Raw genomic sequence first — 21,189 nt, 5'->3', positions numbered from 1 at the left:
GCTGCCGCCGCCTGCGGCGGCCTGGCTATTGTCCGGTGCTTCAGCGTGACGTGAGTTCCGACCGGCTGCTCCCGGACGAGCCATTGGTCGGTCGTGCTCCAGACGCCCTTCGGCGTGACGCGAGTTCGGACATCCCGCCAAGTTTCGAGCGGTGTACGCCTACACCCCGGTCTCCAGACGCCCTTCGGCGTGACGCGAGTTCGGACGCGCCCTGTTCTACCAGGTCAACCGTCTCCAGACCAAGTTTCCAGACGCCCTTCGGCGTGACGCGAGTTCGGACATCCCGCCAAGTTTCGAGCGGTGTACGCCTACACCCCGGTCTCCAGACGCCCTTCGGCGTGACGCGAGTTCGGATCTGACGTTCACGATGGACGACCTGAACTTTTCGGAGTTCCCAGACGCCCTTCGGTGTGACGTGAGTTCGGACTACTTCCGCTACGGTCCGCTGGATCGCACCGTGTTTCCAAACGCCCTTCGGCGTGACGTGAGTTCGGACCTCCGGGCGTGACCCGTGAGATCAAATGCGACCTGCTCGTTTCCAAACGCCCCTTCGGCGTGACGTGAGTTCGGACGAGGACTTACATCATGACCGACCCGACCGGCGACGTTCCAAACGCCCTTCGGCGTGACGTGAGTTCGGACGCCGCCCAACGCGCAGATCGCGAGCGAGGAGCGGACCCGAGTTTCCAAACGCCCTTCGGCGTGACGTGAGTTCGGACACCACGCACGGCCCTGCTGCCGTTCTGCCCGATAGTTTCCAAACGCCCTTCGGCGTGACGTGAGTTCGGACATCACGCATTGATTCATGATGGATATGCGTCTTTGGTTTCCAAACGCCCTTCGGCGTGAGGTGAGTTCGGACCCTAACATTTTGGGACGCCGTGAGCTGCACAAATGCGGGCCAGTTACATGGCATAGGTGGCGAGATCGACGTCGGTCGTCGCTGTGGCGTGTGCTGGGAAGTGTTTTGGCTGCTCTCGGGGTCTGCGCGGTCAACCGAATTCAGTCATGATCGCCAACCCAGGCCCGAGTTGTGGTGTAGTGGCAGCATATATACCTACTTGCACGGATGAGTTATTGGCGCAGTGCATTCGTGTCGTGATGCATTGTGGGTCGTTCGATAGAGGTCGTCTCTGTGGGCTCGCCGTTGGTGGACGCTCGTTGCCGAGAGGCGCCAGCGGGGGGGTCTTGGCGCCTTTTCAGCGTATACGGCATGGTCATCCTGTTCTGTCCTTGATCTGACTATGTAAGCCGTTTCGGAAAGCTTGTGTGGTCGCCTAGCCTGATCGACCGGTACGTGGATCGATCGAGAGTACGGAGGGCTGGCGGATGGCGTTCAACGATCCGTACGCCGGTTACGTTGCCCAGCGAGGTCGTTTGCGGATGCCCGTCGTCGCGGCCAATGCTGCTCCGGCGCGAATGGCTGGAGGATTGCGTACGGCCGCGAATAGGTGCCGATCTTGGCCCTACGGCGGGCAGTCGCTGCGCGCATCGTTCGGCCTGACCATGAGCCCGGCATGGTCGCTGACCACGGCCCAAAGCAGGAGCTGATCTGATGGCGGAGGTAGTGGTCCTCTCCTGGGAGCCGCAGTCACGGCTGCTGGCTTACGTCCCGGTCGATACGGGTAACGGCGGCGGGGTCGTCTCGGTGACGGTTGCAGAGGGTTTCGCGGCCGCGGTGTCGGAGCAGTGTGCGAAGGCGCCGCTGCCGCGCGTGGGTGAACTTGAGGCTAAAGACGAGTTCGTGTTGCTGGAGGTGTCCGGTCCGGCGGTGACTCGGTGCTCGGCCAGGTGGCACAGAGGCCAGATTCGGCTGTGGAGCCGCGTCCGTGGCGATCTGATGGGCGAGGTGCGGGCGGACGCTGTGGGCTTGACTGATCCGGAGCTGGCGCAGCAGCCGGAGCGGATCGGTTCGTTCCTGCTGTTCGCGGAGCCGGTCGGCGGGGTTGTCGGCTGCTGGGAGTGCGACGGTGGCCTTTCTGGCTGGCTGCGGCGTGTGAGGGCGCGTCGGGCTGAGGCGGCTGCGGAGAAAGCCATACGGCGTGCGGCGGCGGACGCGGAACAGGCGCAGGAGGAGGCGAAACGGCGGTTCATCAACCCGTACACGTTTGTGCCGTTTCCGGCGGCGATTGAACGCGCGGCGCCGGCTGGACATCACGCGCTGGCGGAGGGTCGGTTGTGTGGCACGTTTCGGGTGCGGTTCGAGTGCACGTCGCCCTTGCAGGCGCCGGAAGGTGCGGTGTCCGGGCAGCGGTTGCGGCTGGCCGGCGCGTCGGTGAAGGGTTCGGTGCGTTCGCTGCACGAGACGTTGGCCGGGGGCTGCCTGCGGGTGCTGGATGAGGAATTCGTGCCCTCATACCGGGATGCTGCCGCGGTGCCGGCGGAGCAGTGGACGCTCGCCGTGGTGGAGGAGGTCGCTCGCGATGGGCAGCCGTTGGCGGTGCGGTTGTGTGATCCGGTGGTGTGGGTGCGGGCCGAGCAGTTGCGTGGGGCGTGGGGCCGGCAGCTCGCGACTGGCTCCCGGGTGTCGTTCGACCCGTCGCGCAAGGTGGACAACCTGGATCGGTACGAGTTGCCCGACGACGAGCGGGTCGAGTGTGGCGGAGACTGGGCGGTGCTGCTGACGGACGCGGGAGCTCGGCGGCCGGAGACGAAGTTGAAGAAGCCTGGGTCGTATTTTGCCGCCTGTGGTCGGGTCGGCGGTGACGACGCGCTGCGTGAGGTGGCCGAGTCGGCGTGGCAGGAGTTCCGGCGTGCGGTTGCGGGTGCCCGGGAGGTTACGAAGCAGCGGGCGACCGAGCGCGCTGGCGAGGTACCGCCGGGTTGGCTGCCGGTGACCTTCCGGGGGCAGGAGATCGGCAGCCGCAAGGCTGTCACCGGGTCCTTTGACCGTGGTGACGTGTTGTGGGTGCGGCGCGACGGTTCCGGTGAGGGTGTCGACGGGCTTCGCTTGGCAGCGATCTGGCGACATGCCGGCGCTGGGCCGATGGGGTCTCGGGTACCGGCGCATTTGCACGCCTGCCCGCCGCGGCAAGAGGGGGCGGGCGCGTCCGTGGGGACCCAGTGGCCAGAGGTCGAGGAGGAGTTGCTGTTGTGCCCGTCGTGCCGGTTGTTCGGCGCGGCGGACACGATGGCGCGGGGTGCGGGGGAGACGGCCCGGCAGCGGGCGTATGCCGGCCATGTGCGTATCGGCGACGCGGTCTCACCCACTCCAGTGGAACTGACCCCGTTCCGGCGGGCGCCGCTTGGCGCTCCGCGGCCTGGGGCCGGGCAGTTCTATCTGCGCTACGACAATACGGCTCCAGCCGCGACCCGCACGGCTTTGCCGACCCGGGAATGGGGCGCGCAACCCGACACGACCGGCAAAGGGCTGCGGCCGGTGCGGGGCCGCAAGTTCTACTGGCACGCCGACCCGACCGTGCAGGATGTGCCGCGGCACATCGCGCGGGGCCACCAGCTCAAAACGAAAGGCGTCGAGGAGCGCGCGCTTGCGCCCGCCGGAACGGTGCTGGAGTGTCACGTGACGTTCGACAACCTCAGCGAATCCGAGCTAGGTGGGCTGTTGGCAACCTTCCAGCCTGACCGTGCGGTCGCTGCGGCGGGGATCGCGGACGGGCCGCTGCGGCTGCATCTGGGTGGCGGCAAGCCGTTGGGGCTGGGCAGCTGCCGGGCGTCGGTGTCCGAACTGAGGGTGTGGTCGGCGCGTAGCCGTTACGGCGACGCGGACCCGGTCACGGCCGAGCCTGGCAGGTATGTGGCCGCGTTCGTCGGATCGGTGCCGGCCGAGGTGACGGCGACCTGGCCGGCGCTGGCAGCGGTGTTGGCGGCCGACACGGTGGATCCGGCCAGGGTGTGGTACCCGCCTGGTGCGCACTGGCCGGACCAGCGCAATGGCGAGAAGCGGTTCGACGAGCCGTTCGCGTTCTTCGTCGGCACGTCAGGCATGCACATGGCCACCAAAGGCAAGAAGCGCCCGCTACAGCCGCTGCCGGACCCGACCGGCCCGGACCAGTCACTGACGATCGTCCGTAGCAAGGATCTGGACAAGGGGTCGCACGGCCGATGATGACCTATTTGGACGTTGGTGTGCGACGTATTCAGCCATATCTTGGCCGGACCCCGGATTTGAAGGGGCGCCGCGGTGCCTCGGCATGGCTGAGCGATGCCACCGATCGTGACAAGCTGGTCGAGTGGGTCAGACGGCATCCGGTGCTTGGGCCGGCAGGTGTGCGGGTGAACGAGCAAGCGGGGCAGGCCGACGGGGTGGTGCCGCTGTGTCTGCCGCCGCAGAGCGACGCGAGGATCGTGGCGCAGGAGGTGTTCGACTACCTGCACGACCGGTTGCCCGCGCTGGACCTGGCGGCCAGTTGGGCTGCCGCCGATTCCTATGTGGAGGCGCACCGGTCGTGGAAGAACACGCCGGATCCGGCAGCGGTGGCGCGCAGCGGCCCACCGGTCGCGGACTTCCCGCCGTTGGAGAGCTGCGGCCAGTGCCGGGTGGACCCCGGCCTGCGGCGCAGTGAGATCCACGAGAAGGAGCCGTGGTTGTGCGCCGACTGCCTTCAGCGTTACCACGAGCGTTACCGCTCCCCGGGCCTGCGAGACGGTGCGGTGCCGGTGGGCGCCGAGTTGGACCTGCTGACCCGGCTGGGACTTGGCCACAGCCAGGTGTCGGCGGACTTCGCCGAGCTGGCGGCGCTGGGCGATGAACACAGCAACGGCAACCACCTGGCGACCGTGTTCGTCGACGGCAACGGCATCGGCGCCTTGTTTGACCGGGTGATCGCCAGCGGTGACCCGGACGCGAAGGCGCGGATGTCCCGGGCGGTTTCGGAGGCGACGCGCGAGGCTCTGTATGAGGCGACGGCGGCCGTGTGTGAGGGTCAGGTCGGGGCGAAGGTTCCGGTGATCCCGCACGTGGTCGGTGGCGACGACGTGCTCGTATCGGTGGTCGCTGACCGGGCGTGGCGGTTCGTCGCCAGCTATCTGCGCGCGTTCTCCCGGTTGTTGGCCGCCGATTCCACGGTTCGGCCGTTCGTGACCAGCGGCGACGATGAGGAGACCGGCGCGTCGGCGGGGGTGGTATTCGCGCACAGCGCGTTCCCGTTCCGCCGGGCGGTGGAGCTGGCCGATGAGGCCAAGGACGCGGCGAAGCGGGCGTATGAGGGCCGGCTGCCGGCGCTGCTGTGGTTGGACGTGACCCGCGAGGGCGAGCAGCCGCCGATGCACCGGCAGGGGTGGACGTTGCGGGATCTGGAGCGGCACGACGAGGCGATCCGGGCGCTGCGCGGCGTACCGCCGGCGGGCCGCTCGGTGCTGGAGCGGCTGGTCGACATCGACGATCCGGCGTTGTCTTCCGCCCGGATCCACGAGTACGCCCGACGCCTGGACCGTGGCGCGGTGATCGAACCGTTCCTGGAAGACGGTGTGGCGGCGGGGCGGATCGCTGACGCGTTGGCGCTGGCGAGGTGGTGGCGGTGAGGTTCCAGATCGCGTTCCACACCCCGTTCCGGGTGGCCACCGGCCGGGCTGGTGAGGGATCGGACACCACAGTGGACCGTCAGACCCCGCTGCCAGCATCGAGCCTCAAAGGGGTTATGCGGTCGGCGGCCCGGGACGTCCTGCGCTTGGCGCCCGGATGGGTGGATGCGGTCTACGGCACCGCTTGGCAGGAGTCGCCGTGGAGCTGGTCGGACGCCACACCGCAGGCCGGTACGCCGGCACAGGTGCGGGTCCGAGCGCGCATCCAGATCGCACAGGACACGGCCACCGTGGTTGACGGTGCGCTGGCCATCGCCGAGGAGTTCCACGCCGCCGGGGCGGAGTTCACGATCACCCGTTCAGGCTGGCTCGAACCGGATCTGGTCGCCGCGCACGAGGCGGTCCTGGTCGCTTCCGCCCGGGCGGTCACGGCGGTGGGCGGGGTCCGCCGCCGCGGACTGGGTTGGGTGTCCATCACCCCCAGCGACCCGCCGTGGCCCGGCGATGAGGGCCAGGTCCCGGCGTACGTTGATCGGCTGCTCGCCACGTTGGCGGCCTTGCCAGACCGGGAGGTGCCGCGGTGACCCGCCGGGTGCTGCGGGTGAGCATCACCGCGCTCCAGCCGCTGGCCTTGGGTACCGCTTCGGAGGTGTCGTTCTTCACAGGCAGTCACGCCTTCGTGCCCGGCAGCGTGCTGCGTGGGGCGCTGGCAGCGGCATGGATCGCCGAGAAGGGCCCACCGGCCAGCGGCGACTCCGCTGCCCAGTTCCGGGAGCTGTTCGACGGGGAGATCCGGTTCGGGCCGCTGGACCCGGACGGCAGCTTCCGCGTTCCGCTGTCGGTGACCACCTGCAAATACCCCCGGGGCCAGGCATGCGCTGCCACGGTGGTGGACCTGGCCTTCGAGCCGGTCGCGCCGTGTCCGGGCTGTGGGCGGCGGATGGCGCCCAGCAAGGGCCAGCTCACCCTGCCGGATGAGGCGCGGCTACGGCGGGTCGTGCGCACCTCGATCGACCCGAAGACGATGCGGGTCAAGGAGGGTGAGCTGTACGGGCACGATGCGTTGCCGGCCGGCACCCGGCTGACCGGCACAGTGTTCGGTACCGACGGTTGGCTACTAAAGCCGCGCACGCTTCGGTTGGGTGGGCGCCGCTCGGTCGGCGGCGCCGCCGACTATCACGCTGACGAGGCGAACCCACCGGCCGCACCGTCCACCAGCGGCACCCTGGTGGTCCGGCTGACCAGCCCCGCCGTCTTCGTCGACCAGGCCGGGCGTCCCCGCCTCGACCCGGACCCCGACCTGGACCTGCCGGCCGGGGTCCGCCTGGATGAGTCGTGGACCCGGCCGCTGGTGTGGTCCGGCTGGCACGCCGCATCCCGGCTGCCCAAGCCCGCCGACGTGTGCGCCGCACCGGGCTCCACGTACCGGCTCGTCGGCGATCCGGCCACAGTGGACGCCTTCGCGCAGCGGATGCTCGATGACGGCATCGGCCTGCGTCGAGCCGAAGGCTTCGGCGTGGCCGAGATCGCCGAAGGGCCGTGGCGACCGCCCGCCGTCCACGCCCAGCGGCCAGCAGCACCAGCCGAACCGCAGGGCGGGGTGCGGGCACGACTGCGGGTACTGCGCGACCTCGACCTGCAACCAGAGCAGCGGGCCTGGCTGGTCGGTGCACTGCGCGGCCTACAGATCGAGCAGCAGCGCGCCCAGACCAGCCCCGAACAGGCCACCGGCGTGGACAAGGTCCTGGACGAGCTGATGCGCCAGCCCACCGCGACCGCGTTGACCGGCCGGCAGCGCGAAGGCATCCGCACCGCCCTGGCGGAGGTGGACCCGGTCACGCTGCGGGACCTGACCACCCTGGCCATCGCCGACGAAGGACCACTCCGATGATCACTTTCCTCGTGGTGGAGATCGCCGTCGAGCCAGGATGGGCAGTCGGCACCGTACCCCTGGGCGACCCAACGCTGGACCGGGACGTGCTCGTGGACCTCGACGGCCGGCCGTGGGTGCCGGGCTCGTCGCTGGCCGGGTCGCTGCGCGCCCACCTGTGCGCCCACGACGCCGTAGCCGGCACCAGTCTGGAAACCACGCTGATGGGCAGCCGACCCCCGAAGCGCCGTGGCGACCCAGTCGAGGCATCCCTGCTGTGGCTACTGGGCACCCGCTTCGAGGCCGACTCGGCGCAGACACCAGACGACGGCGAAGCGGTGCTGGAAACGGTCGGCCAGACCGGCATCGACCGCCGCCGCGGCGCCGCCACGGCCGGGTCACTGCGCTATAGCCGCACCGTCGGTCGCGGCGGCGTACTCACTGCCTATCTGCGCTTCGACGGTGAACTCGACGGCGCGCACCTGGCCGTCCTTGCTGGATGGCAGCCGGCCATCGGCCGGGACCGCACCACCGGCGGCGGCCGAGCTCGACTGCGATCGCTGCGCCACGGAACCATCGACCCCTCGCTCGCCCACGACGCCCGAACCTGGCTTACCCACTCCGGAGCGGCGCTCGTCGCCGCCGTGGCCACCACCGCCGTGCCGGTGCCTGACACGGGCGGGCGGCCATGGCTACTCGAGAACCTCCTCATCGAGGACGCTTTACTGGTCGGCGACCCCCGCCCCACCGGGCCGGCCACCCCGCGCCACCGCGGCGGGCGGCCGCTCGTGCCTGGGTCGGCGTGGAAGGGCCTGTTTCGAAGCCGGGTCGAATACATCCTGCGTTCCCTGTACGGCGACCAGGCCGCCTGCCGCAAACCTGGCGGCTGTCCGGACTGCCGCACCTGCGTGGTGTTCGGCCACCAGAAAGCCCGCGGGTTACTGGCCTTCGCCGACTCCACTATCGACACCGACTGGCGGCCGGCGGCAGCGGTACGCACGCAGGTCGGCATCGACCGTGTTACCGGCGGATCACGAGACGGGCTGTTGTTCGAAACCGACCCGGTCACCAGCGGCCGGCTGTGGCTGCGCATCGACGCCCTTGGTTCGGTCGACGACTGGGTCCAGGTGGCGGTCTGGCACGTGCTGCGCGACCTGCACGACGGGCTGATCGGCATCGGCTCCCGCGTCACCCGTGGCATGGGCACCCTGCGGCTGGCCAGGCCACCCCAGCCAGTTGGCCCCGTCATCGTGCCCGGCCTGCATACCATCGCGGACGCCGAAGTGGCCGGGCAGGAGGCGCAAACATGACCGACCGCCGCAGCGCCACCCTGCACGGCTACGGCCGCCTGCCGTGGACCGACCTGACCGCCGCCCTGTCGGGTGTCAGCACCGCCTGGGCCGACTACGACGGATTCCACATAGGAGCATGCCCGGCGAAGGCGCCACCCTACACCCACCTCTGGGCGTGGGCGGACGGATGGCTCCTCCGGGCACGTATCGATGGCACATGCGCCATAGCCGGCATCCTCGAAACCGGCGGTTCTGCCCCGGCAGGGCTCATCGCGCTGCGCTCCGAGCCGGTCCGGTACCTGACCCGCGCCGCGCATACCTGGCCGACCACTGAGAAGCGGGTCGGCCGGCTGTCGCCCGAGGTCGCCGGCCAACACGTGACCCTCTACGAGGTGGACGGGGAGCATCCGCTCACCTTCGTCCGACTGGAGGGGTGATGACCGCGCCGTGGGCGGCGACGACCCGCTGGTGGCGGCACGTTGGCGGTACCCTGCTGGTCGCCACCGCGAACTTCGCGGTGGCGACCGCCCTAGCCGGAACCGTCGCACTGCTGGGCCTGGTCGTGGAGGATTCGTTGCCGGTGACCGGGCAGCGCGAGTTCTCGACGGCACGGGTCCTGTTGTTGGGCGTCGCGCTCGTAGCGCTGTTCGCGGCCGTCGTCTGGCGCGGGTCCGTGTACCGGCGCACAGGGACGCTGTTCTACGTCCGGCTCATCGACGGCGCCTTGTCAGACTGGCATGTCGCCTTGGTCCGGGTGGCCAGCCGCCGCCGCATGTCGCTGCGCTCGGTGACCCGCTGGGTCGACCTGCCCAGCAGTACCCGTAACGGGACCATCGACCTGGTGAACACCTGCACCGAGGTAGCCGCGGCGTTGGAGGCCGTTGTCAACAGCGACCGCGACGACACCGCGTACACCATCTCCCCGAACATGCCGTGGCCGGCAGCCGTCGCAATCGGCGCCGAGCTGCCCATTGTGGACAGTCTTCGCCTGCTGGAACTGCGGGGACGGCCGGACAGCTCCAGCGACGACGTCGCGGAGATCTCATTTCGGCTCGCCCCACCCACCGGCGACACCGCACTACCCGGTGCGACGACCCACCTCACCACGGGGTCGAGGGTCGGGCTGCTGCTGGTCTTCACCAGCCGGGGCCTGTACCCGCACACCGTGTTCGACGGGATGGACGTGGGCGAGTTCTACAAGCTGGACCCGGCCTCGCTGGGCATCACCCGGCACGCCGGAACCGACCTCACCGGGGCACAGTTGGCAGCCCTCGCCCAAGCCCTACCGCCCGCCGTCGCCGCGATCAAACAGGCCGCCCGAGACCGAGAGCTGGTCATCGCGGCGGCCCTGCCCAAGACCCTGGCCATGGCGCTGGGGTGGGGCTTGGCACAGGGCCAATGTCGATTCTTCGCCGGCACCCACCTGATGCACTGTGTCGACAATGAGTCCGGGCGCTGCGTGCCGATGCGGGTGCACCCGGCGCAGCCGGCGAGTTCGAAGAACGATTAGGAGGAGTGAAGGTGCCAAGTCGCTGGCTGGCGACCCTGCCCGGAATCGATCCTGCGGCGGTACGGCTGGAGCACCTGCACGCGGTGGCCTGTACGTGGCTGGATGACAGCGACGAAGCGCACCGCGCCAAGACCAAGCCATACTCGATATCCCCACCGATCGAGGCGCCCGGCGGCGCGGCGATCGAGATAGGGCTGCTCACCGACCAGGCCGCGGACCGATTCCGCCAGCGGGTGCCGGCCGGAACCCGGGTGCGGCTGGGCTCGGCGTGGACGACGATCCGTACCCCACCCCAGCCGGTGGCCAGCACCCCATGGGCGGCACTGCTCGCCGGGAAGGACTGCCGAGCCTGGTCCCTACGGTTCCTCACACCGACGACGTTCCGGCGAGGCAACGCCTTCACCCCCACACCAAACCTGTCCGCCATCCTCGGCTCGCTGCGCCGGACCTGGCGCGAATTCGCCCCGGCCGACCTGCCCCCGTTGGAGCTGGACCTGTCCACCGACCCGGTGTGGCTGACCGACATCGACGTGGCCAGCCAAACCGTACGTGTCAACGACAGGACCGTGTCCGGGTTCACCGGTCGGCTGAGGTTCGTCTTCGACACCGACGGCGAGTCCGAGGCCGCCGCGTCCGTGGACGCACTGGTGCGCCTGGCCGAATACGCCGGCATCGGCGCGTACACCACCCGAGGGTTCGGAATGGTCCGCCAGGAACCGACCTGGACGCCGGCGCCACCGCGCCGCCCAGAGGCGCGCCGGCGGCCCACGGCGGTGGGCTGACAATGGGCAGTCTGTACGCTGCCGCGACGACGGTCGAAGCCCTGACCACGGCGTGGGAGGGGCTACTGGGCGACGACCGCATCGACGGTATGGTCTCGCCGGGTACGACGCGCTTCGCGGCACAGGCGGACCAGCGCTTGGCAGAGTTGGCGGCTGGCCTAGCGGACGGCACCTTTCGGCCACGGCCGTTGACGGCTGTGAAGATCGCCAAAGACGACGGAGGGGTGCGGCATCTGGCGGTACCTCCCGTGGCCGATCGAGTAGTCGAAAAGGCTCTTGCAGCGGTGCTGTCGCCGGTTCTCGATGTATGGCTCGGTCCGTCGTCGTTCGCGTACAGGCCGGGACTGGGTGTCGCCGACGCGGTGCAGCAGGTGTGTCGGCTGCGGGCGGAGGGTCTGGGCTGGGTGGCTCGCGCTGACATCGATGACTGCTTCCCCAGCATGGATGTGGCCCGGGTGCGCCGGCTACTGGCCGCGGTCGTCGATGACCCGGACCTGTTCGCACTGGTGGACCTGCTGCTGGCCCGCCCGGTGGCCACTGAGGCCGGGCTACGCCCAGGGCGCGGCCTGGCTCAGGGTGCGCCGCTGTCACCGATGCTTTCCAACCTGGCCTTGGAGCAACTCGACGACCGAGTACGCGAGGCAGGATTCCCGCTGGTCCGCTACGGCGACGACATGGTGGTGTCAGCCGACTCGCAGACAGATGCACAAGAGGGGCTGCGGATGGTGACGGAAGCTGCCAAGGAGATCCATATGGATGTGGGCGACACCGCCGTGATGTCATTCGAGGCCGGGTTCTGCTTCCTCGGCGAGGACTTCGGCCCACGCTACCCACCGGTACTGGACCACCACCGCATCGTCGAGCCAGCTACCCGCACCGTGTACGTCGGTGTGCCCGGCGCTGGCGTGCGGATCGAGGCCGGCCGGTTGGTCGTCGAATCCCCGGACGATGAGGAACTGTTGAGTGTGCCCAGCGGGCATGTGGAGCGGCTGGCGCTGTTCGGCCCGGTCGGGCTCAGCGCCGGTGCCCGTTCGTGGGCGTTGACCAACGACGTTGAGGTGCTCCTCGCTTCCCGCCGTGGCGGCTACCTTGGTCAACTGATGGCCGGCACCAGCCGGCGGGTGCAGCGGCTCCGCACCCAACTGGCGTGTGCGGACGACCCGGCACGGACGCTTCCACTCGGGCGCGCCGTGGTTGAGGCGAAGATCCGCAAGCAGGTGGTGCTGATACAGCGGCTGACCCGTCGTGACCACCACGAGGAGTTAGCCGCCACAGTAGCCGCGATGCGAACCCTGCTGGAGATGCTGCCGGATGCGGCCACCATCGAGGAGACCATGGGTGTCGAGGGCGCCGCGGCCCGAAGCTACTTCCAAGCTCTCGGCTTACTGGTACCGGCACCGCTGAGGTTTGAGGGCCGCTCACGCCGACCGCCGATGGACGTTGTCAACGCGGCACTCTCATTCGGCTACACCATCCTGCTCGGCGAGGCGACCGCAGCGCTCGCCGCCGCCGGGTTGGACCCGGCGATCGGGCTACTACACACGCCCGCCGACCGGCGGCCCAGCCTCGCCCTGGACCTCATCGAGGAGTTTCGGCCGCTCGTGGTCGACCAGGTCGTCGTCACCGCCGCCCGGTCACGGCGGCTGGGACCGGAGCACGGCCGGACAGAGGATGGCCGGACCGGAGTGTTGCTGACCAAGGCCGGCCGCGAAGCACTCATCGACGCATACGAACGACGGATGCTGCGTACGACCCGCGGAGCCCTGCCCGGGTACGCGGGCAGCCTGCGCCGCCACCTCCACCGCCAAGCGCAGCGGTTAGCCGCGTACATCGAACGCGGCGAGCCCTGGACCGGAATGAGCTGGCGGTGATCCACCGTGCCCACCGTGCTGGTCTGCTACGACATCTCCCGCGACGACGTCCGCGCCCGCGTCGCCGCCACCCTGCAAATCTGGGGCGACCGAATCCAACGCAGCGTGTTCCTATGCACCCTGGAACCGGCCGACCTGGCCGACCTCACCACGCGCGTCGCCGCGATCATCGACACCCGCACCGACGCCGTCCACATCGTGCCCGTGTGCGGCACATGCTGGCAGGGGATCACCGTACTCGGACAGGCCACCGTTGACCCTGACGAGCTGTACTGGGCGGTACTTTGAAACGGACGAGAAGGAGAGTCTGGCATGAATCGGGCCTGGGTTGGTGATCATGCTTGGGTGACTTCGACTGTGCATGTCACTCCACCAGCACTGATGCCATCCGATCACGTTTATTGGTACGACAGGGACCGATCGCTGCGGATGGGCTGTGCAGCCGGCTCTCGTTGCCGCAGCTCATAGCCGTGGTAACCCTGGTAGGGTTCAGGACCACGTCACGCCGAAGGGCGTTTAGAAACCGCCCCAGCGTGGTTTGCCAGATGGCGTATCCCAGTGTTCAGGACCACGTCACGCCGAAGGGCGTTTAGAAACTGCACAGCCTGCTCGCCTGGAACCATAAACCACGTGTTCAGGACCACGTCACGCCGAAGGGCGTTTAGAAACAACCGCGACGATGAGAATCAGGAGATTCAGCATCAGTTCAGAACCACGTCACGCCGAAGGGCGTTTAGAAACGGTGGGGCAGTCGGTGTAGGCGTACCAGTTGTTGTTGTCGTCCCGGTTCAGAACCACGTCACGCCGAAGGGCGTTTAGAAACGGAGTCGGGCGTGATCAGGACAACGTCGAGCTGCACGCGTTCAGAACCACGTCACGCCGAAGGGCGCTTAGAAACTTGGTCGTCTTGACCTTTACCTTGCCGGGCTTGCCGCTGTTCGGAACCACATCACGCCGAAGGGCGCTTGGGAACATGTGCGCCGTGAACTTGTCGCCGGAACCGCGTCACCGCCGGACAGCGGGACCAGGACCACGAACCGCGAGGTCCTGGTCGACCAGCGTCGCGACCACTGACTTGCCCTCTTGCCGATGACCAGGTCACCCTCTCAAGGCCCCGTCACCTGCCGGCCTTCGGCCTCGGCGGGACGTTCGTCGAGGTAGCGAGGCTCGCGGATCCGTGGCGCCGGCGAGCTACGTGCGTGACGCTCTGCCGATCCGGATTAGGTATCGCGGAGTGTGCCCGGTGCTGCCATACCGTCTTACCTGGTCAAGTCATGGTCATCAGGCGGCTGTACAGTATGCCGGCGAACCGAACGCTATGCCTGGCCTATCGGGACACTCGCGACCGCCAATAGCTGTAGGATCTACAGTGGAGGGATGTGTCGCGCTGGCAGTTAGGATTCCGGCAGGCTGAAGTCCAACGCTGGGCGTCGTGCATGCTGGTCAGCTGTCGTCGCCAGACTCCGGGCCATCGGGCGGTGGCTCGTGGTCGAAGTCGCGGATCTTCGCCAGCGTCGTCACGATGTACCGGCCGCGCCGCGTGAGGTTCCACACGTGGTGACCGTTCGTCCGTTCCCGTTGGATGAGGCCGTTGGCGGATAGTCGTTTCAGGTTCTTGTTCAGCACACCTTCGGCCAGGTCAATGTCGATTTCCCGCACCTGGCTGGCGAGTTCGGTGTACCGCAGGGGACGTTCGGCGAGGTGAGCGAGGATGACAAGATCCCATTTGTGGCCGAGGACCTCGGAAAGCCGCCGCAAATGGTCGATGTTCACCCGTGCACCCCCAGTTCCCCCGTCCCTCGCTCCCAGTTTTGGCGCGTCGGGCTACATGCAACTTGCAGATCCACTCCACAGAGTATGCGGACGAGTGTCAAGGCGTTGATGAATTTACCTGGAGCGATGGGTAGATCTGTTGCGCTATGCGGCAAATGCCCCTCGCCGCGGGTTCACGCCGCTGAGGTGCTGTCCCGCCTCGTCGGTTCGGGCATGTGCGCGTCGAGTTCGTCGAGGAGCTTCAGCAGCTGGGTGCCGCGCTCCGTCAACGTGTGACGTCCAAATGGTCCAGCCGGTGAGGCTAGAACCGCGCCGACGGCGACAAGTCGCCGCACCGCTGCGTTCAGGGCAACGGCATCGGTGTCGGCGGGGAGAGCGTCCTCAAGTGCCTTACCCTCATCGATTGCCTGAAGGGACTCCAGTACCAGCGGCTGCACGATGAGATTGACGGCTGGACTGAGATCACCGATCTGCGATGGCGCCGTCATTTTCGTTCCCCCAGGCCCTCGTTGGAAGGCAGAGCTGCACGGCGGTTGATCTTTGCGGTTGCCGTGTGTAGGGGTCAGTGTGAACTCCACGGGAAAAATGAGCAAGGGGGCCTGATTGAGGGGTCCCCGATCGTCGCACGGCGGCGTCCGTACCCATCGATACGCATCTTGTGGTGCGGACCCTGCGGAGCTGGCGGAACCGGCCGCTTGTGGAGTAGTACAGGGTGTTGGGCCAGCACGCAGTACGAAGGGAACGCGGTGGTCAAACGGGCCAGGACGGACCATGTGGACGCTGCCGCCGGAGCGCGGGATGCCGGAGCCCGCCCGTTTGCCGGTGGTAGCGGTGACACACCGGGCGTGAGGGTCGATCTATACGTAGCGTGCGGCGCATCCTCGGGATGTAGGCAGCGCGCCGGGTGGTTCGGGCAATCGCCACACGGTGCCGCATCGACCGTCAGGTCCTGGAGGTTGGCATGAGCGTAGGTGTGGGGCGTCGGCGGCGTGTGTCGAGTGTCCTTGTGCTGCTGGCATTCGCGTCCGTCCTTGTGGCGTGCGGCGACGATGAGGAGCCCGGCTCGCTACCAACGAGTCCGGCGCCGGCGTCGAGTACACCGGCGCCCACTGTGGAGCCGAGCCTCGCCGCGGCTCAGCAGCAGGCGCTCGCGGCGTATGAGGGCTACATCCAGACGTATGCGCTGGCGTCACAGGCTGCCGACCCGGATGACCCCAACCTGGCCCGCTATGTCGCCGATCCGTTGTTGGGCCAGTCCCGGCGCAATATTCGCAAGCTCAAGGACATCGGCGCTGTGCAGCTCGGCGCGCAGAAGGCCAGCGTCGTTCGCAGCGAGGCCAACCTGTCCGCGAAGCCACCGGCCGTCACCATCTTCTCCTGCCTGGACTTCAGCGACATGAAGGTGGTCTACCGGTCCAACCAGTCGCCGATTCCCGGCTTCTCGATCAGCAAGACCAGAGCCCCGGCGGTGGTGACCGTGTGGCAGTACGAGACCGGTCAATGGCTGGTCAATGCGACGAAGGAGGGGAGCCACTCGTGTTGACCCGCTGGCGGGACTGGGCTGCGGTGATCCTTGCGGCAGGGCTGATCCTCGCGACGCCGGCGGTTGGTCGCGCCGACCCGCCGGCTGGGTGTGACAAGACGACGGATCCGCTGTGCCAGATCGAAGAAACCGACCCCGGTACTCCCGGCAACCCGAACAAGGGCGGTGGCGGTGGCGGCGGTTGCACGTGGAGTGGGAAAACGATCCCGTGCTCTGACCCGGACTATGGCTACTACGTAGGCGGAGGCTGTTACTGGAAGGCCCTCGTGCCGCAGCCGAAGGATGCTGAGCCGCCGCCGGGTAAGGATCGGGCCAAGGGCCAGTGGGGCGTGCGGTCCTGCTACACCGCGCCGGGCTCTGGCGAGGTGGCCCAGGTTTACCAGTGGCTGGACGACGGGGCGATCGCGTCCACCCCGGAGGAGCTTGCCGAGCGGGCGCTGGCCAAGTTGAAGTTGCGCGGCGCGCAGATCGGGGTGGCACCCGAGCCGGGTGGCAAGGGCGCGGTGGGCCTGCCGGTTTGGCTGTGGACCGCGGTCACGGCTGGTACCTGGGGACCGCAGCGTGCCAGCGAGGCGGCCGGTGCGATCACGGTGTCGATTGAGGCGAAAGCCCACACCATCGTCTGGGATATGGGCGACGGCCATTCCGTGACATGCAACAACCCCGGCACCCGGTACGAGGCGAAGTACGGCTTGGCCGAGTCGGCCGCCTGCGGCTACAAGTATCCGCGACCCAGCATCACCGCCGCCAACCCCGGCGGGCGGTACACGATCACAGCCACCACCCACTGGCGGGTCGTCTGGTCCGGAGGCGGGCAGACGGGCGTGCTGACCCCGACCAGCCAGTCCCAGACGACCGTCCAAATTGGTGAGATCCAGGTGGTGAAGAAATGACCCAGGCGGCCGTTAACTGGACGAGCCCCACCCGGGCCGCGTTGCCCGGGTCTGGCCGACCTGCCCCGGCCCCTACACCGGTCGGGCGTCTGCCTCGCCGTCGCCGCTGGGGGATGGTGGCCCTCGGGATGATCCTGGTGGTTGTCTGCGCCGTGTTGGCGTATCTGCTGGTGGTCACCGCCGGGATCACCCGCCCATACCTCGTCGTGACCCGGGAGGTGCCGTATGGCACGGTGATCGGACCGGACGACCTCACCGAGGTGGAGGTCAATCCGGCCGCCGGCCTCCAGCCCATCCCGGCCAGCCAGCGCGATCAGGTCATCGGTAAGCATGCCGCCGCCGACCTGTACCCCGGAACGCTCCTGATCGCCAAGCAATTCACCGATCTTGCCGTTCCTGCGCCGGGCGAGCAGGTCATTGGTATCGAACTCAAGCCCGCGCAGGTGCCGGTCCGCACCCTCACGCCCGGCGACTCGGTCGTGTTGGTCGTGGTGCCGGCTGCCGGCCTGTCGGGGGTGCCCGACCCGCACACCACCACGTCGACCCGGCCGGTCAGCGTTGCCGCGACTGTCGCCGGCTCTGTCGGGCCGGACACCACCGGCAACGTCCGCGTCGACGTCGCCGTGGCTCAGGCTGACGGGCCTACCGTGGCCGCGATGGCTGCTGCCGGCCGCATCGCCGTCGTCATCACCACCCGGGACTGACGGATGGCGCTGATCGCACTGTGCTCCGCCAAGGGTTCACCGGGGGCCACCGTCACCGCCCTTGCCTGCACTCTGACGTGGACGCGGCGCACCATCCTCGCCGAGTGCGATCCCGCTGGCGGGGACCTGGCCGCAGGCTATCTGCGCGAGGTACGCCTCGACGGGCGTGGCCTCGCGCAGTTGACCGCGTCCATGCACCGCCGCCGGCTCGGCGAGGATCTGTGGGGACAGTTGGTCGATCTCGCGCCTGGTGAGGGTTCCGCGATGACCAGGCTGGCGTTGCCCGGCTTGACCGACCCGGCTCAGGCCGGCGGCCTGGTCGCCGGATGGGCACAGCTCGCCCACCTGTTCCGCAGCCTGGAGACCGGCGCCACGGGCTACGACGTTATCGCCGACTGCGGGCGCTTGGTCGCCGCGCACCCACCGACGCCGCTGCTGGCCGCCGCCGACGCGGTGCTGCTGGTGCTGCGTCCCACATTGCCGTCGATTCGGGCGAGCGCCACGGCGCTGGCCGGGCTCGCGCGCCTCGGCGCTGGCCCGGTCGGGCTGGTCACCGTCGGAGACGGCAGCTACCCGGCCAGGGAGTTGGCCAGCGAGCTTCGTACGCCGTTGGTTGCCGGGCTGCCCGACGACCCGGGTACCGCCGTGGTGTTGAGCAATGGCGGGGAACGCCACCGCGGTCGCTTGCTGCGCGCGGCATCCCAGATGGAGTCGCCGGTGTGGCGGATGGTCAATGCTGGCCGCGTCACCCGCAAGGCGTCCGGTGGGGTCGGCGAGGTTGTGGAGGTGCGCAGTGTCCACTGACTACCCTCGCTGGCAACCCCGTCCCGACCTACCCGACCCGCCGGCGCATCTGCGCGTCAACGGCCACCATCCCCCGATGGCCTCGCCGCCACTGCCGCGCACCCGAGTCCCGGAACCGGTACGCCCGGCTGTCCCGGACGACGCCGTGGTGCGCCAACTGCACGAGCAGGCCGCCCACCTGCTGGCTGCGGAATTTCGCAGCAACAACGATGCCACTGCCGCCGATCGGCGCGCTATCGGTGAGGACACCGCCACCAAGGTGGTGCGCGCGTACGTCGATCAGCGTCGCGTCGCCGGCCACACCGTCCGGGACAACGACGAGCAAGCGCTGCTCGATGCCGTGTTGGCCTACCTGTTCGGACTCGGCCGCCTCCAGGCCATCACCGACCATCCGGACGTGGAGAACGTCATGGTCCTCGGCCATGACCGGGTCCGGGTGGAGTACGCCGACGGGCGAGTGGAGAACGGGCCGCTCGCGGCCGGCGACGACCGTGAGCTGCTCCAGATGATTCAGCGCATCGCGGCCGTCGGGCAGCAGAACGAGCGCGCCCTCACCGCGTCGAAGCCGACGTTGAACATGCGTCTGCCCAACGGCAACCGGCTCGCTGCGATGCACGTGGTCACCCCGGCCCCGGTGGTGGTGACCCGCCGACACCGGGTCAAGAGGGTCAACCTCGACGACATGGTGGCCTTAGGCGGCATCGATCCGGTGCTGCGGCAGTTCCTGGCCGCCATCGTCCGGGCCGACTTGAACGTCATCATCGCTGGACCGCCCAACAGCGGCAAGACGACCCTGATGCGAGCCATGGCCACCGAGATTCCACGCAGCGAGTGGTTCGCCACGTTGGAGAGCGAGTACGAGCTCGGCCTGCACGAGACCGGCGAGTTCGACTGGATCGTCCCTATCGAGAGCCGGGAGGGGCATGGCGACATCGGCCCAGACGGTCGGCCTGCCGGCGAAGTGTCGCTGGCGCAGGTGTTTCCCGACCTGTTGAGGCTGTCGATGACCAGGGTGCTGGTCGGCGAGGTCCGCAGTCGCGAGATCGTGCCCATGTTCGACGCGATGAACACTATGCGCGGCTCGATGTGCACCGTCCACGTGCGACACCCCGACGGCGTGCTGTTGCGCCTGGCGGAGCTGCTCATGCGGTACGGCGCCGCCGACACGCTCACCGGGGCATGGCTGACGGTGGTCAACGCGCTGGACTACATCGTCTACATCGACATGATCAACGAGACAGCGCGGCGCGGCGGCCGCCGGCACCGGTTCGTCTCCCATGTCGTCGAAATCGACGGACTCGGCGACGGCGCGAAACCCTCCACCCAGACCATTTTCGGACCAGACCAGGACGGCCGTGCGGTACCGCGGACGCACCCCCAACGCACCCGAGCCGAACTCGTACGCACCGGCTTCGATCTGCAATGGCTCAACCAGACCGGCGGCATGTGGCAGCAGCCGATACGTACGCTCACTCGGGGGCAGCCGTGAGTCCCGCCGCGATCGCCGCATTGGCGGCCGCCGCCTTGGCCGCCGGTGTGCTGCTCATCGTCACAGGGCTGGTCGGTACGCGAAGGCCCGCTGCGCCACCCGCAGCCACCCCATCGCGGCTCGCCGCGATCGTCGGGATCGGCGTGTCTAGCCGGCAGCGCCGCAGCCGGCAGGCCCTGATCGCTCTGGCTGTGGCTGCCACCGCAGGGGTTTGGCTGCTGACCGGATGGCCGGTGGGTGGACTCATCGCCGGCCTGGCCGTACTCGGGATGCCGTGGCTGTTCACCGTAGGGTCCGCCGAACGCCAGATGATCGACCGGCTGGAAGCCGTCGAGACCTGGACCCGCAGGCTCAAGGACCTGGTCCGCACCGGGCACGGTCTGATATCCGCGATCGTGACAAGCGCCCGCACGGCGCCACCCGGAATCGTTGATGAGGTTGCCGAACTGGCCGCCGAGCTACAGACCGGCACCGACCCGCAGCGCGCCCTGGATCGCTTCGCCGACCAGCTCGCCGACTTCAAGGCAGACGAGGTGATCGCCGCGTTGAAGCTGCACGCTGGCGATCGTGGGCAACGACTGTCCGATGTGCTCGACTCCGTCGCCGGGGCTGCGGCCAAGGAGGTGGTGATGCGCCGGGGCGTGGCCGCGAAACGCGCCGAGCCGCGTTTCGTGACCCGGTTCATGACCGCGCTGATCGCAATCGTGCTGATCGTCATGTTCTCCAACGGCGCTTACGCCCAACCGTACGGTGACGTGGTCGGACAGTTGGTGCTGTTCGCCGCGACGCTGCTGCTGGTCGGCATGCTGGTGTGGATTCGAAGGCTGACCCAACCCCCGCAGCGACGCCGGTTCCTCGGATCAGCGGACGACGCCCATAACGGCCCGGTGGCCACGCCGCCGCAGGAGGTGATGCTGCGGTGAGCACCGAGGTCGTCATCGTCATCCTCGCCGGCGCCGGCGTCGGACTGGGGTTGTTCCTCATCGTGCGCGAGTTCGCGCCGGGCGTGCCCGCGCTCGGGCCGGCGCTGCGCCAACTGCAAGTCCCTACCAGCGTCGGCAGGCCAGCAGCCCCGGCCGGCCCGCTAGTGCGGTGACCATGAACGTTCACCGGGTCTGGTCGTCAGGCCGCCTTGGTGCGGGGTCGGCCCCAGCGTTGTTGGCGTTCGCTGCGGATG

General features: G+C 68.6%; 19 protein-coding genes, 1 pseudogene and 1 CRISPR repeat array. Of the genes and pseudogenes, 17 read left to right on the top strand and 3 right to left on the bottom strand.

From position 1 onward, the window contains the following. Positions 1-1,555 precede the first annotated feature (1,555 nt). The 10 genes from QMG73_RS30880 (at position 1,556) to cas2 (ending at position 13,094) form a co-directional block, all read left to right on the top strand. Positions 1,556-4,066, top strand: coding sequence for an RAMP superfamily CRISPR-associated protein (locus QMG73_RS30880; protein ID WP_281901538.1), 2,511 nt, complete (start codon positions 1,556-1,558; stop codon positions 4,064-4,066). A 167-nt stretch (positions 4,067-4,233) separates the two neighbouring features. Further along, positions 4,234-5,481, top strand: a complete 1,248-nt coding sequence (locus tag QMG73_RS30875; protein WP_281901537.1) for a Cas10/Cmr2 second palm domain-containing protein — start codon at positions 4,234-4,236, stop codon at positions 5,479-5,481. Beyond that, positions 5,478-6,065 (top strand): RAMP superfamily CRISPR-associated protein, encoded by a 588-nt coding sequence (locus QMG73_RS30870; protein WP_281901536.1) that lies wholly within the window; start codon positions 5,478-5,480, stop codon positions 6,063-6,065. The genes QMG73_RS30875 and QMG73_RS30870 overlap by 4 nt, the downstream gene beginning before the upstream one ends. Next, a complete protein-coding gene (locus QMG73_RS30865) occupies positions 6,062-7,372 on the top strand; it encodes a type III-B CRISPR module-associated Cmr3 family protein (protein ID WP_281901534.1) in 1,311 nt (436 codons plus the stop codon). Before QMG73_RS30870 ends, QMG73_RS30865 begins: the two co-directional genes overlap by 4 nt. Next, a complete protein-coding gene (locus tag QMG73_RS30860) occupies positions 7,369-8,661 on the top strand; it encodes an RAMP superfamily CRISPR-associated protein (protein ID WP_281901532.1) in 1,293 nt (430 codons plus the stop codon). Before QMG73_RS30865 ends, QMG73_RS30860 begins: the two co-directional genes overlap by 4 nt. After that, a complete protein-coding gene (locus QMG73_RS30855; protein ID WP_281901531.1) occupies positions 8,658-9,080 on the top strand; it encodes a hypothetical protein in 423 nt (140 codons plus the stop codon). The genes QMG73_RS30860 and QMG73_RS30855 overlap by 4 nt, the downstream gene beginning before the upstream one ends. Next, positions 9,080-10,153 carry a hypothetical protein gene (locus QMG73_RS30850; RefSeq protein WP_281901530.1) on the top strand — a complete coding sequence of 358 codons (1,074 nt, stop codon included), beginning with the start codon at positions 9,080-9,082 and terminating at the stop codon, positions 10,151-10,153. Before QMG73_RS30855 ends, QMG73_RS30850 begins: the two co-directional genes overlap by 1 nt. 11 nt (positions 10,154-10,164) lie before the next feature. After that, the gene (gene cas6, locus QMG73_RS30845) at positions 10,165-10,935 is read left to right on the top strand and encodes a CRISPR system precrRNA processing endoribonuclease RAMP protein Cas6 (RefSeq protein ID WP_281901528.1); all 771 of its coding nucleotides are present in this window, start codon (positions 10,165-10,167) and stop codon (positions 10,933-10,935) included. 2 nt (positions 10,936-10,937) lie between these two features. Beyond that, on the top strand, positions 10,938-12,806 hold the full coding sequence (gene cas1 / locus QMG73_RS30840) for a CRISPR-associated endonuclease Cas1 (RefSeq protein ID WP_281901526.1): 1,869 nt from the start codon (positions 10,938-10,940) through the stop codon (positions 12,804-12,806). 6 nt (positions 12,807-12,812) lie between these two features. Next, entirely contained in the window at positions 12,813-13,094 is a 282-nt protein-coding gene (gene cas2, locus QMG73_RS30835; RefSeq protein WP_281901524.1) for a CRISPR-associated endonuclease Cas2, read from the top strand. Positions 13,095-13,300: 206 nt separating this feature from the next. Further along, a CRISPR array of direct repeats spans positions 13,301-13,779; the repeat unit is 30 nt; unit sequence ACCACGTCACGCCGAAGGGCGTTTAGAAAC. 25 nt (positions 13,780-13,804) lie between these two features. Here the strand turns inward: cas2 and QMG73_RS46625 are convergent. The 3 genes and pseudogenes from QMG73_RS46625 to QMG73_RS30825 all read right to left on the bottom strand — a co-directional run. Next, positions 13,805-14,002 (bottom strand): annotated as a pseudogene (locus QMG73_RS46625) (IS30 family transposase); the annotation flags it as partial. Positions 14,003-14,249: 247 nt separating this feature from the next. Then, positions 14,250-14,579 (bottom strand): winged helix-turn-helix transcriptional regulator, encoded by a 330-nt coding sequence (locus QMG73_RS30830; protein ID WP_281901523.1) that lies wholly within the window; start codon positions 14,577-14,579, stop codon positions 14,250-14,252. 173 nt (positions 14,580-14,752) lie between these two features. After that, positions 14,753-15,067 (bottom strand): hypothetical protein, encoded by a 315-nt coding sequence (locus QMG73_RS30825; protein ID WP_281901521.1) that lies wholly within the window; start codon positions 15,065-15,067, stop codon positions 14,753-14,755. A 503-nt stretch (positions 15,068-15,570) separates the two neighbouring features. On the opposite strand from QMG73_RS30825, the gene QMG73_RS30820 reads away from it, so the two are divergent. From QMG73_RS30820 to QMG73_RS30790, 7 genes are all read left to right on the top strand, one after another. Continuing rightward, entirely contained in the window at positions 15,571-16,122 is a 552-nt protein-coding gene (locus QMG73_RS30820) for a hypothetical protein (protein WP_281901520.1), read from the top strand. Next, positions 16,116-17,015: a hypothetical protein gene (locus tag QMG73_RS30815; RefSeq protein ID WP_281901518.1), complete on the top strand. Its 900-nt coding sequence runs from the start codon at positions 16,116-16,118 to the stop codon at positions 17,013-17,015. The genes QMG73_RS30820 and QMG73_RS30815 overlap by 7 nt, the downstream gene beginning before the upstream one ends. A 128-nt stretch (positions 17,016-17,143) precedes the next feature. Further along, a complete protein-coding gene (locus tag QMG73_RS30810; RefSeq protein WP_281901516.1) occupies positions 17,144-17,719 on the top strand; it encodes an SAF domain-containing protein in 576 nt (191 codons plus the stop codon). A gap of 3 nt (positions 17,720-17,722) precedes the next feature. Next, positions 17,723-18,523 carry a ParA family protein gene (locus QMG73_RS30805; protein WP_281901514.1) on the top strand — a complete coding sequence of 267 codons (801 nt, stop codon included), beginning with the start codon at positions 17,723-17,725 and terminating at the stop codon, positions 18,521-18,523. Beyond that, on the top strand, positions 18,513-20,012 hold the full coding sequence (locus QMG73_RS30800; RefSeq protein ID WP_281901512.1) for a CpaF family protein: 1,500 nt from the start codon (positions 18,513-18,515) through the stop codon (positions 20,010-20,012). The genes QMG73_RS30805 and QMG73_RS30800 overlap by 11 nt, the downstream gene beginning before the upstream one ends. Continuing rightward, positions 20,009-20,935, top strand: a complete 927-nt coding sequence (locus QMG73_RS30795) for a type II secretion system F family protein (protein ID WP_281901510.1) — start codon at positions 20,009-20,011, stop codon at positions 20,933-20,935. Before QMG73_RS30800 ends, QMG73_RS30795 begins: the two co-directional genes overlap by 4 nt. Next, the gene (locus tag QMG73_RS30790) at positions 20,932-21,108 is read left to right on the top strand and encodes a hypothetical protein (protein ID WP_281901508.1); all 177 of its coding nucleotides are present in this window, start codon (positions 20,932-20,934) and stop codon (positions 21,106-21,108) included. Before QMG73_RS30795 ends, QMG73_RS30790 begins: the two co-directional genes overlap by 4 nt. The last annotated feature ends 81 nt before the right edge of the window (positions 21,109-21,189 follow it).

Source organism: Phytohabitans aurantiacus (assembly GCF_027923225.1).
Taxonomy (GTDB): Bacteria; Actinomycetota; Actinomycetes; order Mycobacteriales; family Micromonosporaceae; genus Phytohabitans; species Phytohabitans aurantiacus.
The sequence above is the reverse complement of the archived record's forward strand: the minus strand, read 5'-3'. Positions and strand labels throughout refer to the sequence as shown.

Bases quoted from the DNA above. Each gene is read 5' to 3' on its own strand.
- QMG73_RS30805 (WP_281901514.1), top strand. From the start codon at position 17,723: ATGGCGCTGATCGCACTGTGCTCCGCCAAGGGTTCACCGGGGGCCACC.
- QMG73_RS30825 (WP_281901521.1), bottom strand. From the start codon at position 15,067: ATGACGGCGCCATCGCAGATCGGTGATCTCAGTCCAGCCGTCAATCTC.
- QMG73_RS30810 (WP_281901516.1), top strand. From the start codon at position 17,144: ATGATCCTGGTGGTTGTCTGCGCCGTGTTGGCGTATCTGCTGGTGGTC.
- QMG73_RS30880 (WP_281901538.1), top strand. From the start codon at position 1,556: ATGGCGGAGGTAGTGGTCCTCTCCTGGGAGCCGCAGTCACGGCTGCTG.
- cas1 (WP_281901526.1), top strand. From the start codon at position 10,938: ATGGGCAGTCTGTACGCTGCCGCGACGACGGTCGAAGCCCTGACCACG.
- QMG73_RS30860 (WP_281901532.1), top strand. From the start codon at position 7,369: ATGATCACTTTCCTCGTGGTGGAGATCGCCGTCGAGCCAGGATGGGCA.
- QMG73_RS30855 (WP_281901531.1), top strand. From the start codon at position 8,658: ATGACCGACCGCCGCAGCGCCACCCTGCACGGCTACGGCCGCCTGCCG.
- QMG73_RS30850 (WP_281901530.1), top strand. From the start codon at position 9,080: ATGACCGCGCCGTGGGCGGCGACGACCCGCTGGTGGCGGCACGTTGGC.